At 52.6% G+C, this 24,980-nt stretch carries 24 protein-coding genes and 1 tRNA gene; 17 read left to right on the top strand and 8 right to left on the bottom strand.

Annotated elements, in window-relative coordinates; translation table 11 throughout:
• Positions 1-2 precede the first annotated feature (2 nt).
• The 7 genes from Q0Y46_RS04125 to Q0Y46_RS04095 all read left to right on the top strand — a co-directional run bounded on the left by Q0Y46_RS04125 (position 3) and on the right by Q0Y46_RS04095 (position 5,798).
• Positions 3-965, top strand: coding sequence for a diacylglycerol kinase family protein (locus tag Q0Y46_RS04125; protein ID WP_297945242.1), 963 nt, complete (start codon positions 3-5; stop codon positions 963-965).
• On the top strand, positions 962-1,999 hold the full coding sequence (locus Q0Y46_RS04120; protein ID WP_297945239.1) for a UDP-3-O-(3-hydroxymyristoyl)glucosamine N-acyltransferase: 1,038 nt from the start codon (positions 962-964) through the stop codon (positions 1,997-1,999). The genes Q0Y46_RS04125 and Q0Y46_RS04120 overlap by 4 nt, the downstream gene beginning before the upstream one ends.
• A complete protein-coding gene (locus Q0Y46_RS04115) occupies positions 1,954-2,907 on the top strand; it encodes a UDP-3-O-acyl-N-acetylglucosamine deacetylase (protein ID WP_297945236.1) in 954 nt (317 codons plus the stop codon). The genes Q0Y46_RS04120 and Q0Y46_RS04115 overlap by 46 nt, the downstream gene beginning before the upstream one ends.
• On the top strand, positions 2,873-3,379 hold the full coding sequence (locus Q0Y46_RS04110) for a 3-hydroxyacyl-ACP dehydratase FabZ family protein (protein ID WP_295678174.1): 507 nt from the start codon (positions 2,873-2,875) through the stop codon (positions 3,377-3,379). The genes Q0Y46_RS04115 and Q0Y46_RS04110 overlap by 35 nt, the downstream gene beginning before the upstream one ends.
• A 1-nt stretch (position 3,380) precedes the next feature.
• Positions 3,381-4,259 carry a sugar phosphate nucleotidyltransferase gene (locus Q0Y46_RS04105; RefSeq protein ID WP_297945231.1) on the top strand — a complete coding sequence of 293 codons (879 nt, stop codon included), beginning with the start codon at positions 3,381-3,383 and terminating at the stop codon, positions 4,257-4,259.
• Between the two features lie 97 nt (positions 4,260-4,356).
• Positions 4,357-5,370 (top strand): phosphotransferase, encoded by a 1,014-nt coding sequence (locus tag Q0Y46_RS04100; protein WP_295678178.1) that lies wholly within the window; start codon positions 4,357-4,359, stop codon positions 5,368-5,370.
• A gap of 5 nt (positions 5,371-5,375) precedes the next feature.
• Positions 5,376-5,798 carry a PTS sugar transporter subunit IIA gene (locus Q0Y46_RS04095; RefSeq protein ID WP_295678179.1) on the top strand — a complete coding sequence of 141 codons (423 nt, stop codon included), beginning with the start codon at positions 5,376-5,378 and terminating at the stop codon, positions 5,796-5,798.
• An 18-nt stretch (positions 5,799-5,816) separates the two neighbouring features.
• Here Q0Y46_RS04095 and Q0Y46_RS04090 read toward each other — a convergent pair whose 3' ends face one another.
• From Q0Y46_RS04090 to Q0Y46_RS04075, 4 genes are read right to left on the bottom strand one after another with little or no spacing between them, the layout of a single operon-like run.
• Complete coding sequence (locus tag Q0Y46_RS04090) at positions 5,817-7,265, bottom strand: capsule assembly Wzi family protein (RefSeq protein ID WP_297945228.1); 1,449 nt, start codon at positions 7,263-7,265, stop codon at positions 5,817-5,819.
• Positions 7,253-8,182, bottom strand: coding sequence for a glycosyltransferase family 2 protein (locus Q0Y46_RS04085; protein ID WP_297945224.1), 930 nt, complete (start codon positions 8,180-8,182; stop codon positions 7,253-7,255). The genes Q0Y46_RS04090 and Q0Y46_RS04085 overlap by 13 nt, the downstream gene beginning before the upstream one ends.
• Positions 8,179-9,120: a glycosyltransferase gene (locus tag Q0Y46_RS04080; RefSeq protein ID WP_297945221.1), complete on the bottom strand. Its 942-nt coding sequence runs from the start codon at positions 9,118-9,120 to the stop codon at positions 8,179-8,181. Before Q0Y46_RS04080 ends, Q0Y46_RS04085 begins: the two co-directional genes overlap by 4 nt.
• Entirely contained in the window at positions 9,117-10,244 is a 1,128-nt protein-coding gene (locus Q0Y46_RS04075) for a glycosyltransferase (protein ID WP_297945218.1), read from the bottom strand. The genes Q0Y46_RS04080 and Q0Y46_RS04075 overlap by 4 nt, the downstream gene beginning before the upstream one ends.
• Before the next feature lie 35 nt (positions 10,245-10,279).
• Here Q0Y46_RS04075 and Q0Y46_RS04070 point away from each other — a divergent pair, with 35 nt between their 5' ends.
• Positions 10,280-11,434: a glycosyltransferase gene (locus Q0Y46_RS04070; protein WP_297945215.1), complete on the top strand. Its 1,155-nt coding sequence runs from the start codon at positions 10,280-10,282 to the stop codon at positions 11,432-11,434.
• A gap of 9 nt (positions 11,435-11,443) precedes the next feature.
• On the opposite strand, the gene Q0Y46_RS04065 is transcribed toward Q0Y46_RS04070, so the two are convergent.
• Both Q0Y46_RS04065 and Q0Y46_RS04060 read right to left on the bottom strand, forming a co-directional pair.
• A complete protein-coding gene (locus tag Q0Y46_RS04065; protein WP_297945212.1) occupies positions 11,444-12,178 on the bottom strand; it encodes a hypothetical protein in 735 nt (244 codons plus the stop codon).
• 10 nt (positions 12,179-12,188) lie between these two features.
• Entirely contained in the window at positions 12,189-13,205 is a 1,017-nt protein-coding gene (locus Q0Y46_RS04060; protein WP_295678197.1) for a hypothetical protein, read from the bottom strand.
• A 103-nt stretch (positions 13,206-13,308) separates the two neighbouring features.
• Between Q0Y46_RS04060 and Q0Y46_RS04055 the strand changes: the two genes are divergently transcribed.
• Positions 13,309-13,381, top strand: a tRNA-Lys gene (locus Q0Y46_RS04055).
• Positions 13,382-13,428: 47 nt separating this feature from the next.
• Complete coding sequence (gene mfd, locus Q0Y46_RS04050; RefSeq protein WP_297945207.1) at positions 13,429-16,785, top strand: transcription-repair coupling factor; 3,357 nt, start codon at positions 13,429-13,431, stop codon at positions 16,783-16,785.
• Here mfd and Q0Y46_RS04045 read toward each other — a convergent pair.
• Complete coding sequence (locus tag Q0Y46_RS04045) at positions 16,775-17,512, bottom strand: TatD family hydrolase (RefSeq protein ID WP_297945204.1); 738 nt, start codon at positions 17,510-17,512, stop codon at positions 16,775-16,777. The genes mfd and Q0Y46_RS04045 overlap by 11 nt on opposite strands.
• A 132-nt stretch (positions 17,513-17,644) precedes the next feature.
• On the opposite strand from Q0Y46_RS04045, the gene Q0Y46_RS04040 reads away from it, so the two are divergent.
• The gene (locus Q0Y46_RS04040; RefSeq protein WP_295678203.1) at positions 17,645-17,842 is read left to right on the top strand and encodes a hypothetical protein; all 198 of its coding nucleotides are present in this window, start codon (positions 17,645-17,647) and stop codon (positions 17,840-17,842) included.
• Positions 17,843-17,932: 90 nt separating this feature from the next.
• Here Q0Y46_RS04040 and Q0Y46_RS04035 read toward each other — a convergent pair whose 3' ends face one another.
• Entirely contained in the window at positions 17,933-19,546 is a 1,614-nt protein-coding gene (locus Q0Y46_RS04035) for a hypothetical protein (protein WP_297945201.1), read from the bottom strand.
• 147 nt (positions 19,547-19,693) lie between these two features.
• On the opposite strand from Q0Y46_RS04035, the gene Q0Y46_RS04030 reads away from it, so the two are divergent.
• The 6 genes from Q0Y46_RS04030 (at position 19,694) to Q0Y46_RS04005 (ending at position 24,965) form a co-directional block, all read left to right on the top strand.
• Positions 19,694-20,746, top strand: a complete 1,053-nt coding sequence (locus Q0Y46_RS04030; protein ID WP_295678205.1) for a hypothetical protein — start codon at positions 19,694-19,696, stop codon at positions 20,744-20,746.
• On the top strand, positions 20,743-21,192 hold the full coding sequence (locus tag Q0Y46_RS04025) for a hypothetical protein (RefSeq protein WP_297945198.1): 450 nt from the start codon (positions 20,743-20,745) through the stop codon (positions 21,190-21,192). The genes Q0Y46_RS04030 and Q0Y46_RS04025 overlap by 4 nt, the downstream gene beginning before the upstream one ends.
• Before the next feature lie 99 nt (positions 21,193-21,291).
• Positions 21,292-22,074 carry a hypothetical protein gene (locus tag Q0Y46_RS04020; RefSeq protein WP_297945195.1) on the top strand — a complete coding sequence of 261 codons (783 nt, stop codon included), beginning with the start codon at positions 21,292-21,294 and terminating at the stop codon, positions 22,072-22,074.
• Between the two features lie 124 nt (positions 22,075-22,198).
• Positions 22,199-23,653 (top strand): Asp-tRNA(Asn)/Glu-tRNA(Gln) amidotransferase subunit GatB, encoded by a 1,455-nt coding sequence (gene gatB / locus Q0Y46_RS04015; protein ID WP_088628381.1) that lies wholly within the window; start codon positions 22,199-22,201, stop codon positions 23,651-23,653.
• A 35-nt stretch (positions 23,654-23,688) separates the two neighbouring features.
• Positions 23,689-24,051, top strand: a complete 363-nt coding sequence (locus Q0Y46_RS04010) for a hypothetical protein (RefSeq protein WP_295678213.1) — start codon at positions 23,689-23,691, stop codon at positions 24,049-24,051.
• 242 nt (positions 24,052-24,293) lie between these two features.
• Positions 24,294-24,965 carry a hypothetical protein gene (locus tag Q0Y46_RS04005; protein ID WP_297945191.1) on the top strand — a complete coding sequence of 224 codons (672 nt, stop codon included), beginning with the start codon at positions 24,294-24,296 and terminating at the stop codon, positions 24,963-24,965.
• Positions 24,966-24,980 lie beyond the last annotated feature (15 nt).

The following is a 24,980-nucleotide window of genomic DNA, read 5'->3' as shown; positions in this document are numbered from 1 at the left end:
TTGTGTACAAGTTCTTTTTTCTCATCAATCCGATAAGCGGTGGCGGCCAGGGCAAGGTCATCTATAAGTTCCTCCCTGAAATCATGGAGTCCATGAATCACGCGGACTCTGAATGGAAGGCCGAATTCACCGACAAGGATAGGATGGAAGAACAGACCCGAGAGGCTCTGTCCAACACAGAAACCCTGATTGCTGTCGGCGGTGACGGAACCGTGTCGGCAGTCCTTTCCACGATGCTTTTGAGTGGTTATGCGAACAAGGTGAAAATCGGCCTTATCCCGCTCGGGACAGGCAACGATCTTGCCCGTGTGTTGCACTTGTACAAACCCTTTGTCGACCGCGGGCTGTTGTTCCTGGTCCGCAGGCTCCTTCTTGCGCGCCCGCGCCCGTTCGACCTGTGGCAGGTAAACGGGAAACTCGCCATGGCGAATTATTTTTCTGGCGGCATCGATGCCCGTATTGCGCATGATTTCAACCAGGACCGCGCGACGGGGGTTATCGCCTCGAATTCCGTTTTTTTTAACAAACTGCATTATGTGCGCCGCTTCTTTGCCGACCGCTCGTACCATCTCAAGGCGACTAAGGTGCGCTACGTAGACGAGACTGGCGAGGCCAAGACAGTGGATATTTCCGGGAACCGTACAGTCATCATCGGTAACATCCCGAGTTACGCGAGCGGCAGCAATCCGTTTTTCGATTCCGATATGGCCGATGGACTGCTAGACCTTGTTATTGTGCCCAATATGTTTAATTTCCTTTCTTCTATTGCTTTTGGCTCTGTCCCTGTGATTGGTTACCTCTTCAAGAAATTTGTGCAGAAATCAATCAAGGTGCAGTCTGTACAGATTGAACTCGATCCTCAAGAATTTTTGCAACTCGATGGGGAAGACGTGAGCGGGAAACTCGGTGACCAAGTCGTCATCAAGTTCGCAAGCCAAGTGCAAATGCTTTCGTTGGGGGCATGATGCGCCCGGTTACGCTTGCAGAAGTACTTTCCTTTATTGACAGTCTTGAAGGTTCGGGCTATGCTCAAGTTGCATCGGCCCAATCGCTTGATTTTACATTGACCGGCTTTGCCCCGATTGCCTCGGCCGGAGAGTACGACGTGTCGTTCTGGACGGGCGATTCTTCGGTGGAGACGGGGCTTTTCGGGAATGCCGGTGGCGTTACGGCTGCGATGTTCGAATCGGTCCGTGCCGGGCTCCTCTTTGTGCCCAAGGCGTTTGCCGCCTCGGTAGAAGGCGGCGCCACAAAGGCTTTCCCGAATGTGAAGTTTGTCTGTGGGGTGGAAAATCCCTACCATGCGATGGTCCAGTTCTTGGAACATTTTGCCACTACTGTTTCCCAGAGCAAGCCCCATATTCCGGCTTCGGCCAAGGTTCATCCGAGTGCCGTTGTCGAAGGTTGCCTAGGCGAGAATGTCGTTATTGGGCCCGGTTGCGTCGTGATGGCCGACTCCGAGATTGGAGACGGTAGCGTGCTCGAGGCGAACGTCACGATTTATTCGAATGTCAAGGTAGGCCGGGAATGCGTTTTCCAGGCGGGTTCTGTCGTGGGGAGCCGTGGTTACGGTTTTTACATGTATGGTGGCGAACGCCGGATGGTGCCTCACCTTGCTGGAGTTGTCATCGGCGACGGATGTAGTTTTGGTGCCAACAGCGTTGTGGCAGCCGGGTTCATTTCGCCGACAAAAATCGGGAACCATTGCCACTTCGATTCGTTTGTCCAGATTGCCCACAACTGCTGCTTGGGCGACAACATCATGATGGCTTCGCAGTCGGGCCTCGCAGGTTCGGTCACTGTCGGGGACAATGTTGAACTCGCAGGCGGTGCGCAGTCTGCCGGGCATCTGACTATTGGCAGCGGGGCGAAGGTGGCCGCAAAAGCGGGTATCACCAAGAACATTCCCGAAAATGCTGTGTACGCCGGTTTCCCTGCCGAAGATATCGCCGTGTGGAGGCGTTCCGTGGTCCGCTTGCGACAGATGGGGAAGAAGTGATGGGCAAGGGACGTGCAGGCAACAATACTCGCGAGGTTCTATTTACTTCGCCCTCGCTCAGCTACAAGTCCACCTCGGTGGAGGTGAAACTCCGCGACGCGAGCGTGACAAGCGCACCGAGCGTGAACTGGTCTGTGGGCGGGCATCCATTTTACAGCACATCTGCGCATAAGCTTTATGGCGATTTGCTCCATTCCGTGAGCCGGACAACGATTTATGAACTCGACGATGGCCTAGGCAGTGCCGGTAAGCTTCGCCTTTGTTCTCCAGAGCATCTTGCCCCTGTATTTTTGATGTGGCCGGATCGCATTTTCGACGTGAATCTCGTATCGGCGGATGAACCGGAAGTGCCGATGATGGACGGCAGTGCTTTGCCGTTCTTCAGTCGCTTGCGCCGTGAGGCGGGCGTTCCACACGAACTTTCTTTTTACGATGTGCCTTTGCGTGCCGAGTGGGATTTGTGCCGCCGTCCGGGCGAAGCCCCGACCGGGTGCGTGCGTATTACGCCTTCGGAGGCGTTCGAGGTGGAATACGTTCTGGATTCTGTCGGCTCGTCTGCGTCTGTCTCGATTTATTCGGCCGAGGATTTGTTCTCCGTGTTCATGGCGCGGACGTTCATCACGGAAAAAGATTACAGGGAGGCCCGCGAAGCGGGGCTCCTGGCCGGTGTCGATGAATCCTGTGGCCTTTTGCTGCCGGATGGCTCCGCAAATAAGAATTTGTACCGCGTAGACGAGGAACCCGCAAGGCACAAGGTGCTCGATTTGTTGGGCGACCTTGCGTTCGTTTGCCCGTCGTTACCGAAAGTACGCATTGAAATTTTAAACGGGGGCCATGTGTCCCATCACCAAATAGTAAGGAGGTTGTTACCTTATGTCTCTCTTAGAATCCCTTCGCAAGTCAGATAAGCCGGGAATCCTGTACGACGCCGATGTCGTCCATGAAATTTTGCCGCAGAAGTTCCCCTTCGCCTTTGTCGACGAGGTCATTTCGCTCGAAGTCGGTAAGGAAGCCGCCGAAGGTGTGGAAGCCGTGAACCCCTCCATTGTTGCCACGTTCCACCTCACTGGTGACGAAGGCTTTTTGAAGGGCCATTTCCCTGGTAACCCGGTGATGCCCGGTGTCATCCAGATCGAGGCGATGGCCCAGGCGGCTACCATCCTCACGATGATTGTCAAAGAAGCCGATGTGGCCGGCAAGCGCCCCGCATTCATGGGCGTCGAGGAATGCCGTTTCCGCGCCCCCGTCATCCCGAAGGCTGACCTTGTCTTGAAGGCGACGCTTACCTTTGCGCGCCGCGGTATCTACAAGTACAATGGCGAAATCTACCAGGGCGATACGCTCATGAGCAAGGCGAGCTTCAGCGCGGCCATGGTCTAGTATGATGAATGTCCTTATCCTAGCTGCGGGGCTGGGGACGCGCCTGCGCCCCCTGACTCTCGATATGCCGAAACCGCTTGTGCCCGTGGTGGATGCCTCGGTGCTCGAACTGCAGGCGCAAAAAGCCCGGCAGCTGGGGGAGGTTGTTCTGCACGTGAACGCCCATTACCTCGCCGATCAGGTGGAAGCCGAGGCCGCACGTCTCGGTTTCGAAAAGGTCTGGCTCGAACCCGAGATTCTGGGAACGGCGGGGCCTCTCAGCCGCATTTACCGCGCCGGGTATCGCGGCGGGCTCTTGGTGATGAACGGCGACGCTTATTGTCAGTTTGATTTGGCTCGGTTTGTCGAGGCGGCGGTCTCGGCTGGGGCCGACTTTGCACTGCTCGGCGTGGATTTCCCGAAGGTGAACACGCTCCGTGTGGATTCGCGGGGGAGGCTTTCCGGGGTCCTCAAGAATTTTGGCGAGAGCGAGGGCGAGGCGGTTACGTTCTCGGGCGTGTCGTGGTATAGCGACGCGGCCCTTTCGAGGATGGATGCTGCCGAGTTCAATATCGTCAATTTCTGGAAGTCCGAAGTGGACGCCGGAAGGCCTCCCTTCGTGGACATGAGCCAGAAGGATGCTCTCTGGATAGACATGGGTTCGCCTGAAGGCCTCAAGCGCGCCTGCGACGCCCGCCGCGAGGAACTAGGCATTGACAGCTGGGTGGGCAACGCACCTTCTGCTGACTCGCGTTTTGTCCGTTCGGTGGTGAAGTGTGTTGCTGATATTCCTGCCGATGCCTCCTTTACGGACTCCATCCTTTACGAGGGGGCGACCGTGCAACCGGGCGAAAGTGTGGTCCGCGAAATCCGCGGCAGGGGCTTTTGCTGGAAACTTTAGCCGCCAAGTCTTGTGGGAAATCACAAGAAGTGCCTTTTTTTGTGCTTTTTTCTGAAAAAAACTGTTTTAGGCGCTCTCGAAAACATATATTGAACGTATGAATAAAGAAGAACTTGTTTTATCTCCCAAAATAAACGAATACCTTTTTGCTCATGGCTATTCCGACGGCTTTGAGGTTGAACCCATTGCCGGTGCCGGTTCTGGCCGCCGTTATTACCGTATCAAGAATTCCGAACGGTCTTGCGTGGTGCAGGTTTCTCCCGAGGTGAACGACGATTTCAACCGCTTTGTCGAGTATTCCAAGATGTTCCTGGATTACAAGCTGCCTGTTCCCCGTGTCTATTGTGTCGATGCTTCGGCTTGCCAAATTCTCCAAGAAGACCTGGGCAAGCGCAGCCTTTACGATTACGTCAATCCCAGTGCCCAGTCCGGAAGCGTCCGCATCCTTTACCCCGAAGTGATCGAAGCGCTCATCCGCTGGCAGAACGCATCCCAGTCCCTGTTCAGCAACCACACCAACATCTGGCTGTACCGGTTCGATTTTGCCGCCCTCAAGTGGGAGACGGATTACTTTACCCAGAACTTCCTGATGGACTACAAGGGCATCAAGGAAATTCCGGTTGCCGTCACGAACTTCTATTCGCTCCTCGCTGTTTCTGTCGAGGCGCAAACCAAGGTGCTCATGCATCGCGATTTCCAGTCGCAAAACATTATGGTGCGTCCTAATTCCGAAATCGCATTCGTCGATTTCCAGGGGGCTCGCCGTGGTTCCATGTTCTACGACATTGCTTCGCTGCTTTGGGACCCTTACGTTTGCCTCCCTCTCGACATGATCAAGGATTTCTTTGAATACTGGCACACCTACTATGCTGGCGCCCGCATTTATTCCAAGGAAGATGCCTGGATGTGCTTCATCCATGCTAGCCTCCAGCGCGTGATGCAGGCTTTGGGAGCGTATTGCTTCCTTTCTAGACAAAAGAAAATTCAAAAGTTCGAACAGTACATTGAGCCGGGCAAGAAGCAACTCTTGGCGTTGTTCTCGGAATTCAAGCTCATTGCCAATGCGACTGACAAGGAGCTCTTCCCGTTCATGGAAGAAGCCCTTTCGTAGGCCACATGAAACCGATATCTTGCAAATTCTATAAAGAAACCGTGGATTTTGGGCGGGCTTTGGGCCTTGCCTACGAATCCCTTGTCAATTCGCCCCATGAATTCGATTCCATTGCCGCGTGGACCAAGCTTTCGGAACGCGTGTCGCAAGGGGTCTACATGGGGGACGGCTTGCTTTTGCCGCATACGCGCATCCCGGGTTTGCCCGCTCCTCTGATGGCTTTTGTCGTTGCTCCGGAAGGTTTTTCGGGAGTGACCATCCCCGGCAGGGAAACGGCCAGGTTCATGTGCCTGCTGCTTTCTCCGGCCGAGTCGGCGACCGTGCATACCCAGGCCATTGCGGAGATGGCTCGCCTCATTCTTGACAAGGAATGGAAGGAAAATGCGCTCGCGTGCCAGTCGGACTCCGAAGTGTCCAACCTTTTTTAGCTCAGTTGAAATTTTAGCTTAGAACTGTATCGAGCCGGACAGCGTTGCCCGGTAACCTTCGTAGTCGCCAAAATAGCGTGTGTACGATGTCCTGAGCGTTGCCCAATACCACGGGGAGATGCCGATGGCCCCGCCGAGTTCGTTGTATCGGAGGGTGGAATTGTCGTTGAGGAATTTCTTGTCGGTACGGTCTTCGGGCCCATGGATATCCGTGATGTTTCCGCCGAAGGCGGTATCCTTGGCGACAGTTCCTGCGATAAGAGTTCCCTTGATAAACTTCCATGTGGCGCTCAGTTCGCTGTGGATTTCTTGGGCGTTGGGGCCAAGGTCGCTGCCTAGGCTTTGCGCATAATTCGCATACGTGTAACCGCCGCCTTTGTGGTGTGTGTACACCCAAGGTTCAATTCGAGTATATTCAGCAAACCAGTCCAGTGTCACGGGGCCAACTTTCAGGTTGTCGCGAGCGAGACCGATTGTTGTCGCCCACTTGTTGCCCCACCAGGAATCGTCAAACATGGATGTCGGGGTTTTCATGTCGTCCCAGAGGAGTTCCGCATAAAGTTCCCAGTTAGGGATAGTTTTCACGCTTAAATCGAAGGCGAGCGATATATTGTCCTGGTCGCCCAAAATGTGTTCCTGGAAATTGTAGAGCATGAACGGAAGGACGTATGTCCATTCAAAGTCGCGGTCGGTGCTGTCGGCATCGGCGTTGGGGTTGGTGTGCGCCGGTTCTGTTGTGGAACCGTACAAGGCCGTCTCAGAAAGGCCGAGCGTGATGTTTTTGGGCAGGTGTAGGTCAAGCCGGTGGGCATGCATGTATTTGCCTTTGTTCTTCTTTTCGAACAATTTGGCGGCGTATTGCGTGTATTCTATGGGCCCGAGTTCCAAACGGTAGCCAAAATACGGCGTAGGGGCTGGCACCCAGATACGGCTTGTCGAATCTTGCCATGGGCGGTTGATGCTCTTGTCTCCGCGCAAGATGACATGGTTGTATCGTGCGGGCCCAAATTCTAAAAAGTCAAATCCGGCAAGCAGGGTGATGGGCTTGAGCTTGTAAGATATATTGGCGGCAAACTGGTCCCATGTGCGTCTGTTCTCGCTTTGCTTGTTGTAGGGGAGACCTTCGTTGGGGTTGTAAAAATGGTCCGCGATTTCCCTGTTGGTGTGGTCCGTGTTCACTTTGACAAAGGCTTCAAAATTAAAAGCGTCGGTGAATTTGCCGTCGAGGAACAAGCGAACCGATGCGGAGTTGTCGTAATGTGTCGGGGCGTTCGAGAGGTTCGTGACGGTGGCGGAATCGAACAACTGCGCGTGGATGTTCACCAGGGCGCCCCGAGAAGTGTCTGCGAGGGTGAATGCCGTAGAATCTTCGAAGCCTTGGTAGGCAAGCGCCTGCGTAGCTAGCGTGATTGAAATCGCCAAGGTGGTAGAGAGAGTCTTAAACGAGGGGCGTTTTAGTGGGCACATAGGGCTTCCTTGAGCAAAGTCAGATGGTTCTTGGCGTATTCCGCAAATTTCTTGTTGAACAGGGCGAAAATGCAGGTGGGGAGGAGCCGGACGAAACTGCGGCAGGAACGGAAAACTCTGGATAGCAGGATGCCTTTTTGCCCCATGTGTTTGCCGAACACGTATTGCTGGGATCTGTCGTGCTGTAGAGCTCGGCTGAGATTGCTCTTGGCCGACCCGCCGCCCAGGTGGATAATGCTGCATTTGCTCTGAATATAAAAATGGTAGCCAATCTGGATTGCACGTTGGGCGAGGTCCCAATCTTCGTAATACATGAATATTTTTTCGTCAAAGCCGCCCAGCATTCCGTAAAGGTTCGCGGGCATCATCCAGCAAACGGCGCTTGCCCAATAGGTCTTGTAGAAAGTTGTGTCGCCGCACAATTGGGGCGTGCCTTCCAGGTGGCGTGATGCAGCGGATTCCATCCGGAATGCGTTCAATAAGAATTGCAGTGGGTTGATTTTGGCGAAATAGTTGTGCTGTGGAGTCCCGTCGCTGTTCCGTACGGTAGGAACGACGATAACATCGCCGAAACGAATTTGTGCTTCGGTCAGGGATTTGCGCAACTCGACAATTACAGCGCTATCAAGGCGTGTGTCGTTGTTCAAGAGGCAGAGGACATCGAACTTTATGCCGTCATCCTTGAGCCCCTGGACTGCAGCGTTGTTTGCTCGTCCGAACCCGAGGTTTTCTGTTTGGGGGTAGACTCTTACGTGCGGAAATTGCTCGCGAATGTTTTCTACAGTTCCGTCGGTGCTCGCATTGTCGGCCACGGCAATGACAAAGTCGTCTTGCGGGAGAGAGGCCAGGTCCGAGAGGCAGTTTTGCGTTATCGGCCAGCCGTTATATGTGACAATGACGATGGCAGTTCTGCTCATGATTTTTTCCAGATTCTTTTTGCGAGCGGAAGCCCGATCGCAGTGAAGAAGATTTTCTTGATTAAAGCGAACGTTTTAACCTTATTGAAAAGTACGTTTTTATTGGCAAAAATCCAAGGTATTTCGCTAGGTAAGAAGTTTTTATGTAAGCGTTTCTGCGTCAGAGTCAATAGATGCTTCGTGAAGTGAATTTCATCGGGTGTGAGGGCGAGCCGTTCTGTGTTTGCAAGAATCATCTGTAGCCAGCGTTCCTGGATTGCAAGAGTCTTGCTCATGGCAGGTGCAGGCCTTCCGCCAACGGCATTTGAATCGTGCAGGCGGTATTGTACCACGGCATCGTCAATCGCCTTGATGCCGCCATTCCTTTCGGCTATCATCGCAATCCAGCAATCGTGAACGGTAACGCCTTCTGGGATTGGGAGAATTTTGTCGAGAAGTTCAACCTTGAAAAGAGAAAGGCAACCTGTTACGTTGTTTATTCCCGCAATTTGTGCTTTGAGCGGAATTGATTTCTGGATGAGAGCTTGTTTGCGCCATGAGTCGTGGATGATTTTCCCGTCTTTGTCGATGATTTCTGCGTCCCCAAAAATAAGAGGGTATTCACCTATTTCTTTTTCCAGTTTTTCCAGTTTGTCTTTTTTCCAGACGTCGTCTTGATCGGCGAGTGCAATCAGGTCGCCGGGTTGTGTGAACTGCCTTGCGTACTCGAGTCCGGTAGCGAATGCCTTGCAGTGCCCGCCATTCTTTGCCTGCTTGAATATTTCGAGCGGGAGCGTATCTTTGAACGATTCTAGAATTTTAATGCTGGAATCCTGCGAGGCGTCGTCAATGGCAATTATCTTGTCGGCTGGACGTGTCTGGATCTCAAGAGACTGGAGCATCTCCTTCAGGAATCGCTCGCCGTTGTAGGTCGCAAGGACTATACAGATGTGGCTCATTTCAGGATTCCCTCGGTAATTAACTTGTCAAAAATCTGAATGACGTTTTTCTTGAAATCGTCATCAGTCCGATCGTGGAAAAGTTTTTCCCTTAAATCTAAGAATTGTTGCTCGTTCCAATTTTCAGCGTAACGCGAAATTTTTTCGGCTGCATCATCGGCTGAGCCTTCTTTGAAGAGCATCCATGGGGGTAGGACGTAGTCATCTGTGTATTCGGCATCGGCAACCAGTACGGGGCATCCACATTGTAGAGCTTCGAAAAGGACGATGGGCCCGCTTTCGAAATGCGATGGAATCAAGAGAAGGTCTATGTTGTTCAGGAGTAATTCCTGTATTTTTTCTGACGGCATCCAGCCTGTGAATTCGACAAGATCTTCGACCGCTTTTTCTTTTATTTTCTTCCGAAGGATGTTTTCATGGGGGCCTTCGCCGACAATCATGAAATGGACATCAATGTTTTTTCTTTTGAGCAAAAGAGCGATGTCTGGCAGGATGTCGTGCCCTTTTTGTTCAAAGAAAATACGCCCGAGAATTGCAATGTTCAGAGGCAATTGCGGTTTCTTGGCTGGAGCCAAGATGTCCCAAGCGAGCGGGTTCAGCAATGTCTCAATGTTTTTATCGACGAATCGTGCGATGAGGCGCTTTTGGTAGGGCGAGTTTACAATCCAGTGATCGACTTTTTTATAAATCCCCTTGGCGAGAAAGTCGCGTAGCTTGCCTAGGTTGGCATGTGTTTCGTTTTGCGAAAAGGCGAGGGGTAAATAAGATACAATCGGGATTCCGAGTTTATTTGCAGCCCAGAGCCCTGGCAGGCACCGCTCAATATTGCCCGGGCAGAGAACCAAATTGCGAGTGTTCTCTTTCTGGAATAATTCTTTTGCTTTCTGAGTCTTCCCTTTGAAGCGGTCACGGAAAATAGGGAAGGGAGTTTCTGCATGATAAGGAAGCTTGACTTGCTTTACACTTGCAGGCAGGAATTCTGCAAATTTATCACATGAATAAAAAAATGTGACATCGCATGTCTCTGCAACGATGGCGGCAATCCTTGCCGAAAGGATTTCTTGCCCACCCCATTCGGGTGCATCGCTGTAGAAGCTAATGGATTTCTTGCAGATGGAAGACATTAATCGTAATATAGAAAGTTGCTATATTCTAGATGATGGTGAATAAAAAAAAGGTCCTTTTTGTCTGCGACAAGAACGAGCGAACGAGTTTCGGTCGCTTGACCGTTAATTTGGTTTCGGCTGTGCGAGACCATTTTGATGTACATGTGCTTTGGCTCAAGACTCCTAAGTTTTTCTCGGACGAAAAAGGTGCCGATGCTCCGGTCGCTGATGCCCGTGGCTTTACCTCGCACGAGATTTGGGCGAAATCGCTTTATTCAGGTTTCTTTTCGTTTCGGAGCCCTCTCCAGAAATTGCTGCGCAGCCTTAAGCCGGATATGATTTTCTTTATTCGCCCTGAACTGGGTTTCCTAGTGCCTGTTGCAAAAAAGGAAAGCCCTTCGGCAAAAACAGTGATGTTCGTACACGATACTTTTGCCGAGACGCTTTACCCGCATAGCATTAAGTTCCGCCTGCTAAATTTGTTCTATATTCGCCCAACAGTCCAAGCGGATTCTTTTGTTTATAATTCCCAATGGACTCGCAGCGAGGCTGCAAAGTTTTTTGGCCCACTCATGTCGGAAAAGCCGGGCGAGATTATCGGTTGCCCGATAGATTCCGAACTGTTTAAGAAGCCTGAAACGCCAGTGACTGCAGAGGCCAAGGCGCAGTTCCGCCGCAAGCGCGGCATGCGGAATTTTTATGGGATGTGCTTGAACGTGAGTCTCGATGAACCGCGCAAGAATATCGATACATATTTCGAGATGGCGAGGCTACGCCCTGATGTCGCTTTTGTGCGCGTAGGGAAATTCTCGGAACGTCTGAAAGCGATTGTGAATGAGAAAAAACTTTACAACGTGTTCCATTTCAAGGAATTCGATGCCCGCGAACTTGTGGAATTCTATCGCCATGCGGATCTCATGGTGTATCCGAGTTTCTTGGAAGGTTTCGGACTCCCGCCTATAGAATCGATTGCCTGTGGTACACCCGCTGTATGTGCAAAGGCTTCGGCGGTTAGGGAAAATTTGGAAGGCGTCTGCCCGCTTGTGGAAATCCCCGATGATGCGCCTGCTTATGCGGCGGTTTTAGACCGGGTCCTTGCGGGCGAAAATGTCGTTGATGAGGTCGCTGCCCAGGAACTGCTTTCTCGTTGCTCTATGGAAAGTTTCTCATCGCGCGTTGTCGGGTTCTTTGGCAGAATTTGCCCATAAAGAACGTGGTTAGCCCAATTCTTCAAGGAATTTCTTGTCCAGTTTGCTGAGGAGTATAGCCTTATCTCGCTTTTCCTCGAGTTCTTTTCTCCGTTTCCAAAGCCCGTATAATGTGCCTGCATGTCGCATTAGGAATTTCCGATTTGTCCATAATCCAAGTGATTTGAACATTGCGAATGTGAATTCGTCAAGGGATTTGGAATTGTCGAAAAGTGTGTCGTCAACAGCTTCAGATGTGTTTGCTACGAGATATGGCACGGAGAACATTTTTCCACCGGCATGGAGCATTCGTAAGGTGAAATCTACGACCTGAGCCCTGTAAGAAAGGCTTGCATCAACTTTGCCGGTCCGCTGGACGATGCGCCTGGAATATGCGCCAATAAGCGGGTGCGGTGCTGCGACGAATCGCATTTTTGCATTTTCATCAAGCATGCACATGCCGTTGTGGGGGTCAAGCCTGAACCCCGAATGGAATGTATTGTCTTTCAGACAATGGATTCTTGGGGCGAGAGCGTCGACCATGGGGAACGAGGCATTGCATTCTGCAAGGTTGTTCAAGAATTCGCGCGTTATCTTGACTTGTTCGCTTGCCACGACAATCCATTCGGCTTCGCTTGCTTCGAAGCCTTTGTTTATGTCGTCTACAAAGAACCAGCCGAGGGAGGGATCGGTAAATGGCGGTGTTGGTTTTGCCCCGTCTGCGAAGCGCTTGCTCACGACAATGACGTCGAATTGGCGGAGCATGAGGAAATTCCTAGAACCCCAGCCGGAGGCCTATGCGGTGTTCCATTCCGAGGCCTTCGGCCAAATAGGAGAATGCGTAGTCAAGAGCGAACAGGTTGGAACTGTATCCCAGACCCAGGCTGAACAGCCTTGCCGTGTTGGCTTCGTCGGGGCGGCTGTTGGATGCGGCCAACTCCTTGATATCGCGAACGAGGTCAAGCCAGCTGCGTGTCCAGCCTCCGCGAATGGTGAAACTTTTGCCCAGGGCGTATTCGGCACCGATGTCGAGAATTGGAGGCGTAAAGCGCGGGAACTCCGTTGCCGTGTACATGGTGAGGCGACGGATGCTCTTGGGCTTGAAAAATGCCGATGCCGTGAAGGTCTGGCTCATGGCGTAATAGTCTTCTACGCCGTCGTCAGAGTAGTCGCGCAACATGGCTCCGAAATCCTTACCTGCAACTGAAAGGCCGATGCTGTTGCTGTTGTTCTGCCAGGCAATACCCCAGTCGAATGCGGCGCCGATAGCGGTCCTGTCGGTGTTTCGTTCTTCGGCGAGTTTTTCGGCGACCACCTTGATGCCAGCACCGAACTGGATGTGCTTCATCGGGAAGGCGAGCCCAGCCGTGAACAGGTGGCCGAAGGGGTTGTAATTTTTGTTTGTATATTCGCCCAATTCGTCTACACCCTGGATTTCACCGACATCGTACCAGTTATAGGATATCTGGATGGCGTAATCCTTGTACTTTGTCGTGTAGAACAGGGAACCTTGGTTTTCGGCGAAGTCCCCGGTTTGCCAGTGGGCTTCTACGACGTGGTTTTTGCCTTCTTGCATGCGGAGGGCGGCCAAGTTCATCTGCGAAACGGTGGGGTCCGTGCTGGGCATGGCTCCGGCGGAGTGTTCCAGAGCGGCGTTACGCGGGCTGTCGAACGTGCTTACGAAAGAGAACGCTTCTTCGCCGGAATTGTCTTGTGAAAAAAAGGCATGGCACAAGGCCGGTGCAATAGACACGAGTGCGGCGCAAAACGAAACTCTTTTCAACAGGTTCATGCCTCAAATTTAGAAAAATCCATAAAAGCTAAAGTGCTTAAAATGCATTTTTTTGCCTTTTGCCTTTACAAAATAGGCGTTTTTTAGTATATTTGGTTCGCTCGGGCTATTAGCTCAGTTGGTAGAGCAACGCCCTTTTAAGGCGTGGGTCGAAGGTTCGAGCCCTTCATAGCTCAGAAAACCGGCTCCGAAGTCTCGGGGCCGGTTTTTAGTTTGGTCTTTTATGGAAACTTTATCGGAATTTCTTCAGGAGTCGGCTAGCGGGTCCATTGCGCTTTTCGATGGCGTGGATTCCGGTTCGCTGCATGTGTGCGGAGCGAGCGTCCCCATGCTTGCCATGGCGGTCGCGAGCCGTTTCCTGAAGCGCCCAGAGCCCGTGCTCGTTGTCGCGAAGGACTACCGGAGCGCCGAGGTCTGGGTCGAGAACCTCGAAAGCCTTGTGGGCGAGGAATTTGTCCGATTTTTCCCTTCACTTGGGCTCAAGCCTTATGAGTCCAAGGTTCCGTTCGAGGGTGTGCTCGAAGAACGCCTCAAGTTTTTCCGCGATATCGGCCGTAACGACCGCCCGTTCGTTGTCGTTTGCCCCTTGGATGCCCTGCTTGCGAAACTCCCGAAGCCGGGAACTGTGCTGGAAAACGTTTTCCGCATAAAGGTGGGGGATGTTTTTGAACCCTCCAAGCTCAGGCCGTGGTTCCTGGATCATGGGTTCATCGAACAGCCCGTGGTGAGCGGGGTGGGCGAGTTCTCCATTCGCGGCTGCATCGTGGATGTGAACTGCCTTTTGTATCCGCACCCCATCCGTATTGAGTTTTTTGGCGACGAGGTGGAATCCATCCGTTCCTTCGACATCTTCAGCCAGCGCTCTGTAGAAGAGAAAAAGTTTGTTGACCTGTTCCCGATGGGCGAGTTCACGATTCCGGAACGCGAAGCGGCCCTGATGGGGGATGCCGTACACGACATCTGGTGGCGTAGGGACCGTTACCAGCCACTCACGTCGAGCCTTTTGGATTATTTGCCTCGCGCAGCGCTTGTGTTCGAGGAACTTTCCGTGCTTTCGGAGACGGCGAGCAAGATGCACCTTGCTTACGAGGCCGCCTACGAGGGCGCACGTGGCCTCGTGGCCGAGATTTCTCCCCCGAATGCGTTCTGGTTCAAGATGGGCGAACTTTCTGCGAATTTCGCCCTGCGCCCGTGCCTCGATATGACCAACGTCGAGGCCGATGCGTCAAACTGGTTCAAGGTGAACCTCAAAAAGCAGGACTTTTCCTCGACCGGAACCGACGCCGTTGCAAAAGAAATCGAAGATTTTTACGCCCGTGGTGGGCGAGTCTACGTGGTCGCACCGACGCAGGGCGGCCTGACTCGCCTGGAACACTATTTCGAGGACCTTCCCATTGAAGGTTACTTTGTCGGCAACATTTCGGAAGGTTTCTGGCTCGAAGACGACAAGGTCGCCTTCTTGACCGAAACGCGAATTTTCAACCGCCATCCCAACAAGGCTCGCAAGCGCAAGATAGCAAGCTCCGTCTCTGGTGCCTTGATGGTGGAATCGCTGAACCGCGGGGATTTTGTTGCCCACGAGGATCACGGCATCGGCCGTTATCTGGGACTTGTCCGTGTAGAAGTGAACGGAGGCCTTGTTGACTGCGCCCTGCTCGAATACGAGGGCGGCGACCGCCTCAAGTTCCCCGTGGCCGACCTCCAGAAGATAGAGAAGGTCGACTCCCCGCAAGATAACCCGCTCAAGCTCGATCGCCTGGGTTCCAAGAATTGGGAAAACAAGAAAAAGCGCATGAAGCAGAAGGTCGTGCAGATTGCGCGCGAACTTGTGGACCTTTATGCCCGCCGCGAACTCGTGGAAGGTTTCGGCTTCCCGCCCGATGGCAAGTTCCAGAAGGAATTCGAGGACGCCTTCGAGTACGACCCCACTCCGGACCAGGTCAAGGCGACCGACGACATCAAGCGTGACATGGAAGCCCGCAAGCCCATGGACCGCCTCATCTGCGGCGACGTCGGGTTCGGCAAGACGGAAGTCGCCATGCGCGCCGCCTTCAAGTGCATCCTTGCCAAGAAACAGGTGGCCGTCCTCGTGCCGACGACTATCCTCGCCGCCCAGCACTACGAGAATTTCTGCGACCGCTTTGCCGCTTTCCCTGCCGTGAACATCGCGCTCGTCAACCGCTACAAGAGCCCCAAGGAAAAGAAGGAAATCCTCAAGCGCGTGAGCGAGGGCAAAGTCGACATCGTCATCGGTACACACGCGCTGCTCTCGGCCAAGAACGAGTTCAAGGACTTGGGCCTCCTCATCATCGACGAAGAACAGAAATTCGGCGTGAAGCAGAAGGAAAAGCTCCGCGAGCTGCGTCTCGCCGTCGACACGCTCAGCATGAGCGCCACCCCGATCCCGCGCTCGCTTCACCTGAGCATGACCGGCGTCCGCGATATCTCGCTTATCAACACGCCTCCCGTGAACCGCCTGCCCGTCGAGACCGTCCTTTTAAAGCGCGACGATGAAGTTATCAAAAATGCCATCCTCGATGAACTGGCCCGTGGCGGACAAGTGTTCATCGTGAACGACCGCGTGCAGACGATTTATACGTTGGCCGAAGAAATCGAGGCCCTGGTGCCGCAGGCCCGCATCGCCGTCGCGCACGGCCAGATGGACGACCACGACTTGGAACGCGTGATGGATGCCTTCCTCAGCCGCAAGTTCGATGTCCTCGTGAGCACGAGCATCATCGAGTCCGGCCTCGACGTGCCCAACGCGAACACAATTATCATTGTCAATGCGCACCATTTCGGCATCAGCCAGCTCTACCAGATGCGCGGCCGCGTCGGGCGCAGCAGCGTGCTCGCGAAGGCTTTGCTCGTCATCCCTGCCCGCGGCGAGATCTCGCAGGAATCTATGACCCGCCTAAAGGCCCTCGAGCAGTTCACCGACCTCGGCAGCGGTTACCAGCTCGCCATGCGCGATCTCGAAATCCGCGGAGCCGGCAACCTTCTGGGCCAGGAGCAGCACGGCTTTATCGCCGAAGTCGGTTTCGAAACGTATGTCCGTTTGGTCAAGGAGGCCGTCGAGGCCCTTCGCGGTGGGAGCCCGCTCGACAAGCCTATCCAGCCTCGCGTGGAACTGGGCGTGGACGCCTTCCTCCCTGAAGACTACATCCAGGATGGGCTTACGCGTATCTCGCTTTACCAGCGCATCTCGCGCACCCGTTCCACTGCCGAGGTCGACAGTATATCGCAAGAACTTGTGGACCGCTTCGGCCCACTGCCCGCCGCTACGAAGATGCTCCTCGCTGTCACCGAAATCGGGCTTTTGGCAGGGCGCCTGCGCATTCAGGGCTTGGTGCAGCGCAAGGGAATGCTCGCTGCGACATTCGCGGAGTTCCCGCCTCCCGACTTGCGCGTCGTTTCGGAGATGACTTCGCTTTGCCCGTTCCCCATCCGCATCCTCGGCAGCACGCCCATGCAAGCTGTCATTGAACTCGGCAACGGCACGCCCAATATCTACGCCGAAAAGACGCTCGAAGCGTTCCGCGCTTTTGCCGCTATCGAGACGACTCCCGCTAAACTCTAAGTTTTTCCCAAAGGGATTTCGTAGCAAGCCAGCGCTCCTTGAGCGTTTGGACGGCTTGTTCCACGCTGTATTCTACCGTAGCGTTGCCCGCGAATGTCGTCTCGTCGGCGTCGGTCTCGAACCGCATGCTCTCCGCCGGAATCAGGGGAATGGCCGCGAGCGTCGACTTTTTCTTGAAACTGTCCGCATGCAGGCTGAAAATCGCCCCCATCGGGAGGGCCGCCCGCACAATACCCGCGTCGCCGCCAAACCGGTGGAACACTGGCCTTGGCACCGGATTTGCCGGGTCTGAAAACTTTGCCGCCTTGAGCAATGCGACAACTCTGCCGTAGTCACCTACGCAGTGGATTTGCAGGTCTCTGCCAAACTCCTTTGCAAGTTCAATTTGCCTTTTGAACACAGCCTCTTGCACGCCGTTTTCTCCGTATCCCGGGTAACGTCGGTCCAGCCCGCACTCACCGACGGATGCAGCCCCATCTGCCTCCAGGTACCCCTTGAGCTGTTCGAAATCGGCTTCGGAAACCTGGGTCGCTATCATGGGGTGGATCCCGTAAGACGTTTTGAACGGCTTATTATCTGTGGATAATTCTTTTTTCAGGTTGGCAGTACTTTCCCATTCCCACGGCTCGCAAGCGATGGCGATAAAGCCGTAATCCCCGCTATAAAGCAATTGCGTCAGTTGCTTTGGGTGGGGGAGCCGTGCTAAATGAATGTGAAAATCGAGCATGATAGCTTAAAATACATAGAAAACTTGGATAATTAAAAATAATTGCTTGTTTTTTGAATCAAAAAAGCCTAGTTTAAACTTGTTGGTTCGCCAACCTAGGTTTATTCCGACCACATCATTAAAGGAGTCGCTATGCGCGATTTGCTAGAAAAAGCTTTGAATAAAGGTTTGTCCGTCTGTTTTTCATCCGAAAACGGCTTTGATGTAATACGAATCTCTTCCGGTAACGACGTTGTCGCAAGTTGCAGCCTCGGCTCTACCAGCTTCCGTGCCTCTGTCGAGGAATCGCTTCAGGCGCTACTGCTAGATTTGGAACGCAAAGGTTTCTGATTCCGGTTGCCACTAAAACGCTAAACACTTTATTTGTAAAATAAAAAGAAGGCCCCCGCTCGGGAGCCTTGTTTGTTTATACTCAAACGATTAGTTGATTCGACCAATCAGGTTGCCGGAAAGGGCGAAGTCCTTGGTGCAGCCGAAGCTGTGGAAACCAGCGGACAGGCTGAAGCGGTCGGTGAAGGCCTTTTCGAGGTAGAGGGCACCGAGCACGTCCTTGATGTGCTTCGGATTCTTGATACCCCAGTATTCAGGATGATCCTGACGGTCGCCGATGTATTCTGCTTCGAGGATGATGCGGTCAACAACCTTGGTCTGGAACAGGAAACCACCCGTCACCGGGATGACCATGTCGTCGTCGCTGGAAATGTCAAGCAGAGCAGCTTCGGCAAAGAGGCTCACGGCGTTCTTGACGAGCGGGAGGCTTGCCTTCAACGAAGTGTTGTGCTTGACCTTGGAGTCGGAGTCATACACCTTGTCGAAGAGGTTGCTGCGGTAGGCGAGCTGGATCTTCAGTTCGCTCAGGCCTTCGAGACCGTGGAAATTGAAGGCAGCACGGAGGTCGCCGTTATCCAGGTTCACAGCTTGGCTGATGAAGGCAAGGGTGAAGTCCATGTTGTCTGTCGGGGAGATGCCGAACTGCAACTGGTTCTCGGACTTCTGGGTGGAAAGGAATCCAGCCAGGTAGCCATCGATGTAACCACCGAAGTAGTCACCGTTCTTGTCGGTGTTGTCCCAACGACCGACCTTGAAGTTGAACAAGTCGGTGCTCTGGTAGGCCCAAGCTTCGTCGAGGGAGAAGTAGTCGTCCAGGGTGCCGTTTTCGTTGTTGCGGAGGGCTTCTTGCTTGGCGTCCTTGCCACCGAAGTTTTCGTCCCTGAGGTCACCCGGGTAGAAGGCGACGGCCAACTTGCCCTTGAAGTTCTCACCTTCGGCGAGGATAGCGAAGTTGGCTTCGCCCTGCCATGTTTCGAGGTTGTCGTTGTTGGTGTCGTCTTCGCTATTCCAGAACACCTTTTCGGCGCTCAATTCGAAGTCAGCGAGAATGCCGAATTCGGCCTTGTCCGTCGAGATGACGGCGTTTTCAACGAGTTTTTTCTTTTTGCGGCGTTTTTTCTTCTTGGGCTGATCCTGCTGATCCGGAGCGGAGATGAATCCCTGTTCGTCGGTGTTGGCGGCAATTTCGGCTTCGGTCGGAGCAGCCTTTGCAGTGTCGCTTGCAGCGACTTCGGCTGCGGGTTCGGCCTTTGCGGAGTCAGCCGGTGCGGCTACGGGAGCTGCGGCAGCTTCTGCCGGCTTTGCTTCTTCGGCGGGAGCGGCCTTTGTTGTGTCAGCCGGTGCAGCGGCAGGAGCGGCAGCCTGTTCGGCAGGCTTTGCAGCTTCGGGCTTAGCCGGTTCTGCCTTCGCGTCCTTGGCCGGAGCGGCGGGAGCGGCTGCGGGCTTGGCCGGTTCTGCCTTTGCGTCCTTGGCCGGTGCGGCAGGAGCGGCTGCAGGTGCTGCAGCGGGCTTGGCGGCTTCGGCAGCCGGAGCAGCCTTCGCGTCCTTTGCAGGTGCAGCAGCAGGAGCTGGCTTGGCCGGTGCAGCGGCGGGAGCGGCAGCAGCCGGAGCTGCTGCAGGTGCAGCATTAGCATTAGCAGCAGCCTGCGGTGCGGCAAACACGGATGCTGCCAGCATGCAGGATGCTAGGAAAATTTTCTTCATGACACAATCTCCTTTTGTGGATGGCATTTTACGAATGTTCCAATTGTAAAATTCAATTAGAATTATAAAAATATTGTTACCAAGTAGGTTTAAAATATTACCTTTTTTTTGAAAATGGTGTGTTTTTTTGTTCGAAGAGGCGGAATTTTGAAAATTTTACTTGCAATTCTGGTCACATTGGGTTGTGCATGTTGTTTTGGACAAGAAACTTTGAATGTCTATAAGAAGAACGGCAAAGAAGTTGACGAAAGTAAACCTGTGGGTACACTTTCCATGTCGGACTGGATTACGGAATTGCCTATTCCGAAGGATTCGGTCAAACGTGTCCGTATAGAGAAAGAACGTCGCGAAGTTATCGGCAAGAACGGAAAGAAGAAAATCCAGAATGTGACCAAGCGTTATATTTCCTGGCGTCCCCGCGATCCCAAGAACCCGCCGCCCTTTGTTCCCATTGATTGCAAACACGGAAAGGTGTTTGTGAAACGTGCCGAACTCGCCCGATTCTTGCAAGAGGCGAAGGACCTCAGTGGCGAATATGCGTCTGCCACTGGCAGTGTCTTCTTGAGAAAGTCTCCGAACAATCCCAAGCGGTTCGACGTGATTATCCAGAACGGCCCTGTGACTGAACGTTCAGAAATCGAGATGGGTAATCTGGAAATCCAAGAGAGCAACGGGCATGCGCGGTTGTCCTACCACGAGGAAGGTTGCAATATCGACATCGCTGTCAATAACCGCAAGGTGAAAGTCGCACAGCGCGGTTGTTATGAATACAATGTGGGCAAGTACAAACTCGAAGGCGAGTACCCCACATACAAAGGCAATGCCCGCAAAGCCGAAGTATTTGAAATGCCCGAGCAGAAGTTCAAGTTCAAGAAGTACTTCTGGTGTGGTAGCGGCTTTGACAGTTGCGAAAAGGTGAAGGACGACAACGGCGTTATCACTATCACCTGGAGCAAGGACGGCAACGGTTTTGTCGAACGCCAGGCAGGCGAGGAAGTCCACACTTATCGTCCGTTCGAGCACATGATTCCGCACAAACGCGATTACTACAAAGGTGAAAAGCCCATTGCCATCAAGACCAAGCGCACCGACATGAGTGGCGAGTGGATGATTTGGTATTTCTACCCGAAGGCCGAACGCCTCAAGATGGTCCGCGCCGGTATGCGCGAAGATATCGCTTACATGGAAATCTACGAATGATAAATTCCATCGAGCAAAGCCGGATACTGTTCCTTGATTCTGGACCGCTGGTCCGGCTGTTGCAGATGCACCCGGACTTTTATCCGGCGGTGTCGGGCGTGCTTGACATGGTGTACGAGAAGAACATGCAAGTTCTGGTATCGTCCGTTACCTTGTTCGAGATTAGCCAGAAGGCGTTCGCTGCGAACGAAGGCGTGCTTGCCCGGCAGTACCGCGAGTTCTTCGAACATTCTGCGAACGTGAAGGTGTGCCCGGTAGATGCCGAGGTTTCTGTAAAGGCCGCCGAACTCTATGCCGCCTCGCAGAAGACGAACCACAAGATTACCGAGGCGGAGTCCCTGCGCCTTGCGACCGCGTTCGTGAACGGCGCCGACTGCATCCTCACCGAATGCGCAAACTTCCGTGACGCAACCGATGCCCTCGTCGTGACGTTGGACGAAGTGTAGCATATTCCTAACCACTATTTACTTGCATTTCTAAGCTGAAAACTATAATATCAAAGTTATAGAATTCTATTTTATATAAAAATGATTGGGGGTAACTTGATGAACAGGATTATGCGCATTATTCTTTTTTGTGTGGCTTTATTTGCCATGCTGTCCGTTGGCTGTTCCGATGAAAAAAAAGAAACACAGAATTTGCTGCAGACAGAACAATCTGCACCCCCAAAGGGGAAGTTTGTAATGTCGGAAGAGTCGAAAAATCGCTTGCGGGAACGTGCGCTAAAACAAATCGAGGAACGTGAACGAATAAAGAAACTTAATCCGCAAATTGAGGGGAAAGAAGAGAAAGAGGAACCGCCTCGCATTCAGACCTTGCATTCTGTCGACGAATGCTATCGCGCATGCTACGCTGCGAAGATTCTTGATCAAGAAGGCGATTCTCTAGATGACCAAAATGTGCGCGTGCATATGAAAGTGCGCATTCTTGCAGACGAATGTGAAAAATCCTGCCGTCCCTTTGAAAATATCATTCCCGTCAATGCGTGTGGCAGGGCCTGCCTTGCAGCGGGTGATGAATTTATTCTACGCTCGAACTACATTATGGACAGTACGACTTTCGCTAGATTTGTTCTTGAAATTTGCGATGAAACTTGTCCGTGTGCAAATCGTTTTGATTCTTTATCGTATAAGAAAGAGATTCGACGTATTTTAGACAGCCTTATGCGTAGAGAGGATATGGATAGCATTGTCTTTGGCAAATTCGATATAGCCTTAAAAAGAGTCAAGTGTAGAAGAGGTTTTAACCGTAACAAACATTGCCCAGAAACCTTGATTGAATACGATAAAAAACGTGCCATGGCTTTAGAAAATTGCAGCCAGCAATAAAAATCCCAAATCACAAACAGACTTCTCTTTGGGAATTGCAATAATAACCCCTAAATCCTTCCTACTTTCTACTTCCTACTTCCTACTTTTTTTTATCTTTTCCCCGTAAAATTACGGAGTTTTTATGTCCAACTATTGTCCTGTTATCGGTCTCGAAATCCATTGCCAGCTCGCAACTAAGACGAAGATGTTCTGCGGCTGCGAAATCGAAGTGAATACGACCCCGAACAAGCACGTTTGCCCTGTTTGCCTCGGTATGCCGGGTGCCATGCCCGTTCCGAACAAGAAGGCGGTGGAATACGCGATTCGCCTGGGCCTTGCCCTGAACTGCGAAATCGACCTGAATGCGATGTGGACCCGCAAGAACTACTTCTACCCGGACCTGCCGAAGGGCTACCAGATTACCCAGACGGGCGGACTTCCGGTGTACGACCACCCGATTTGCAAGAACGGCTGGCTCGAAATCGTCAAGGAAGACGGCACCAAGAAGCGCGTGGGCATTACCCGTATCCACATGGAAGAAGACGCCGGTAAGCTCATCCACGACATGAGCCCGACCGATTCCCATTTTGACGCGAACCGTTGCGGCACCCCGCTCTGCGAAATCGTTACCGAACCGGATATCCGTAGCCCCGAAGAAGCCGTGCTCGTTTTGAAGAAAATCAAGCAGACTCTCGAATACACGCGCGTTTCCAACGCCAACATGGAAAACGGCAACATGCGCTGCGACGGCAACATTTCTCTGCGTGCCAGCGAAGACGCTCCGTTCGGTATCCGCGCCGAAATCAAGAACCTGAACAGCTTTACGAACCTCGAAAAGGCTCTCTACTGCGAAATGAACTTGCAGGCCTCGACGCTCGACGCCGGCAAGGAAGTGGAACAGTGCACCAAGCGTTACGACCCCAACGCGGACAAGACCATCGTCATCCGCAGCAAGGAAGACGCCCACGACTATAAGTACTTCCCGGAACCGGACATGGTCCGCCTCGTGACCGACCCGGCCTTCGTGGAAGAAATCCGCCGCACGCTTCCGGAACTGCCGGATGCCCGCCGCAAGCGCTTCATGGACGACTTTGGTGTTTCCGAATACGACGCCATGGTGCTGACCGAAGACCGCGACGTGAGCGAATGGTACGACACCGCCGCCAAGAACTGCAAGAACGGCAAGGTGCTCGCCAACTGGGTGATTACCGAACTCCTCGCCAAGGTGAAGGAACTCGAAGGTGGTCTTTCTGCCCTCAAGATCAAGCCCGAAGACCTCTGCAAGCTCGTGAACCTGATTGCCGATAACACCATCAACGGTAAGATTGCTAAGACGGTCTTCGCCGAGATGTTCGAAACCGGCAAGGATCCCGAAGCCATCGTGAAGGAAAAGGGCCTCGTGCAGGTGACCGACACCGGCGCCATCGAAGAAGTTGTCCGCGCCGTGTGTGCCGAGAACGCTGCCCAGTTCGCCGAATTCAAGGCTGGCAAGGTTGCGCTGAAGGGCTTCTTGGTCGGTATGACCATGCGCAAGTCCGGCGGCAAGGCCAACCCGGGCCTCGTGAACCAGATCCTCGACAAGCTCGCGAAGGAATAATTTTAGAGATTAGAATCTAGGGGCTAGAGGCTAGCGTGAATAACGAAGTTCAAAAGGAACAGCCCCGTAGGGGCGTGGCAATCCAGGGCAGTTTATTGCTCGTGGTCTTGCTGGCCCTGTTCCTCGCGATTCCCGCAGCCGCTGCCGACACCCAAAATAGGTGCGACAGCCTTAACATAAGCACGCTGAATATGAGCGATGAGCAGATTGCTGAAATCTGCGGCGTAGATTCAACGAAGATTAATACAGGACCGACACTCCAGGAACTCAACGAAGAAGACCCCAAGTACGTCAAGCGCGATTACGACCACCGCCAGCAAGTCGTTGTCGGCAGCGTCGTGATGCTCTGCATCGCCGTCGCCATGGTCTTGATGAACAACTACAACCCGAAACGGTAGTTTCGTTTATAAATAAATTAGCTGATAAAATTTTCTCCTTTCGGGGGCAAATTTATTGCATTATACATAATGTATAGTATTTTGTGCTTGCTGGGCAAGAGTTGCTGGAAAAGCGTGATTTTTGCTCAAAATTCTTAATTTCGTATATTTTTTTTTATTTGCGTTTTGAAGAACATAACGTATATTGTATAATATGAGGCCGATTCTTGAGTTTCGTTCCAGGAAAGGTAAAGGGGGTTGACTTGAAAAAGACACTTGCACACATTGTCGTCTCGGCTCTGATTCCGTTGACCCTGGCCCTTGTGGCCTGCGGTGACGAAAAGACTTCAAACGCGATTGACCTGAATACGGTCAATCAAGAAATACCTGGCATCTCCGATAACGATTCGGTATCCCTAAAAAAAGTGCTTGCCAATTCGGGCCCTTGTAGCCTTAATCGTACCAATGGAGGAGAACTAGCCTACCTGACTAATAACGAAAAAGTCGGTTACCAGATTATTATTCCAGATATGAGTGGTAGGAGAACTTACACTAATCATGAACTTAATGCAGAACGTGTGGGGGATACTTTGCGTGTCTTGAATGGTACGGATACCATCTTAACTTGGGAATGTTATGCGTACTTCACCTTTAATATTCCGGCAGAAGATGCGGATGTCAAATATTTTGAGTACGATAATAGAGGGTTCAAGGTCGTTCCTGGCCCTGCTCCCGAAAAAGCGCCCGATACGTCATGTCATCGTATTCCGCCTTTGGATAAACCTTATGAAGAAGGAGTTTACGATACAACCTTCTGTATAATAACTACATTCACCCCGTCTGCCGAAGGTGTTTATGATTCGACCTGGACCGTCTTTCCGTACGACATTTATCAATCATCTTCGTCCGATTCAATTGACCGCCGTTCCTATTAACGATTAGGGCGGGTT

Origin of the sequence: uncultured Fibrobacter sp. (assembly GCF_947305105.1) — a bacterium.
Taxonomy (GTDB): Bacteria; Fibrobacterota; Fibrobacteria; order Fibrobacterales; family Fibrobacteraceae; genus Fibrobacter.
This window is presented reverse-complemented; position numbering and strand designations above follow the sequence as displayed.

Excerpts from the sequence above, each read along its gene's own strand:
- Q0Y46_RS04060 (WP_295678197.1), bottom strand. The coding sequence starts at position 13,205 with ATGAACCTGTTGAAAAGAGTTTCGTTTTGCGCCGCACTCGTGTCTATT.
- Q0Y46_RS04080 (WP_297945221.1), bottom strand. The coding sequence starts at position 9,120 with ATGAGCCACATCTGTATAGTCCTTGCGACCTACAACGGCGAGCGATTC.
- Q0Y46_RS04065 (WP_297945212.1), bottom strand. The coding sequence starts at position 12,178 with ATGCTCCGCCAATTCGACGTCATTGTCGTGAGCAAGCGCTTCGCAGAC.
- Q0Y46_RS04045 (WP_297945204.1), bottom strand. The coding sequence starts at position 17,512 with ATGCTCGATTTTCACATTCATTTAGCACGGCTCCCCCACCCAAAGCAA.
- Q0Y46_RS04070 (WP_297945215.1), top strand. The coding sequence starts at position 10,280 with ATGGTGAATAAAAAAAAGGTCCTTTTTGTCTGCGACAAGAACGAGCGA.
- Q0Y46_RS04105 (WP_297945231.1), top strand. The coding sequence starts at position 3,381 with ATGATGAATGTCCTTATCCTAGCTGCGGGGCTGGGGACGCGCCTGCGC.
- Q0Y46_RS04095 (WP_295678179.1), top strand. The coding sequence starts at position 5,376 with ATGAAACCGATATCTTGCAAATTCTATAAAGAAACCGTGGATTTTGGG.
- gatB (WP_088628381.1), top strand. The coding sequence starts at position 22,199 with ATGTCCAACTATTGTCCTGTTATCGGTCTCGAAATCCATTGCCAGCTC.
- Q0Y46_RS04040 (WP_295678203.1), top strand. The coding sequence starts at position 17,645 with ATGCGCGATTTGCTAGAAAAAGCTTTGAATAAAGGTTTGTCCGTCTGT.
- Q0Y46_RS04075 (WP_297945218.1), bottom strand. The coding sequence starts at position 10,244 with ATGTCTTCCATCTGCAAGAAATCCATTAGCTTCTACAGCGATGCACCC.
- Q0Y46_RS04025 (WP_297945198.1), top strand. The coding sequence starts at position 20,743 with ATGATAAATTCCATCGAGCAAAGCCGGATACTGTTCCTTGATTCTGGA.
- Q0Y46_RS04085 (WP_297945224.1), bottom strand. The coding sequence starts at position 8,182 with ATGAGCAGAACTGCCATCGTCATTGTCACATATAACGGCTGGCCGATA.
- Q0Y46_RS04090 (WP_297945228.1), bottom strand. The coding sequence starts at position 7,265 with ATGTGCCCACTAAAACGCCCCTCGTTTAAGACTCTCTCTACCACCTTG.
- Q0Y46_RS04035 (WP_297945201.1), bottom strand. The coding sequence starts at position 19,546 with ATGAAGAAAATTTTCCTAGCATCCTGCATGCTGGCAGCATCCGTGTTT.
- Q0Y46_RS04100 (WP_295678178.1), top strand. The coding sequence starts at position 4,357 with ATGAATAAAGAAGAACTTGTTTTATCTCCCAAAATAAACGAATACCTT.
- mfd (WP_297945207.1), top strand. The coding sequence starts at position 13,429 with ATGGAAACTTTATCGGAATTTCTTCAGGAGTCGGCTAGCGGGTCCATT.
- Q0Y46_RS04110 (WP_295678174.1), top strand. The coding sequence starts at position 2,873 with ATGTCTCTCTTAGAATCCCTTCGCAAGTCAGATAAGCCGGGAATCCTG.
- Q0Y46_RS04120 (WP_297945239.1), top strand. The coding sequence starts at position 962 with ATGATGCGCCCGGTTACGCTTGCAGAAGTACTTTCCTTTATTGACAGT.
- Q0Y46_RS04020 (WP_297945195.1), top strand. The coding sequence starts at position 21,292 with ATGAACAGGATTATGCGCATTATTCTTTTTTGTGTGGCTTTATTTGCC.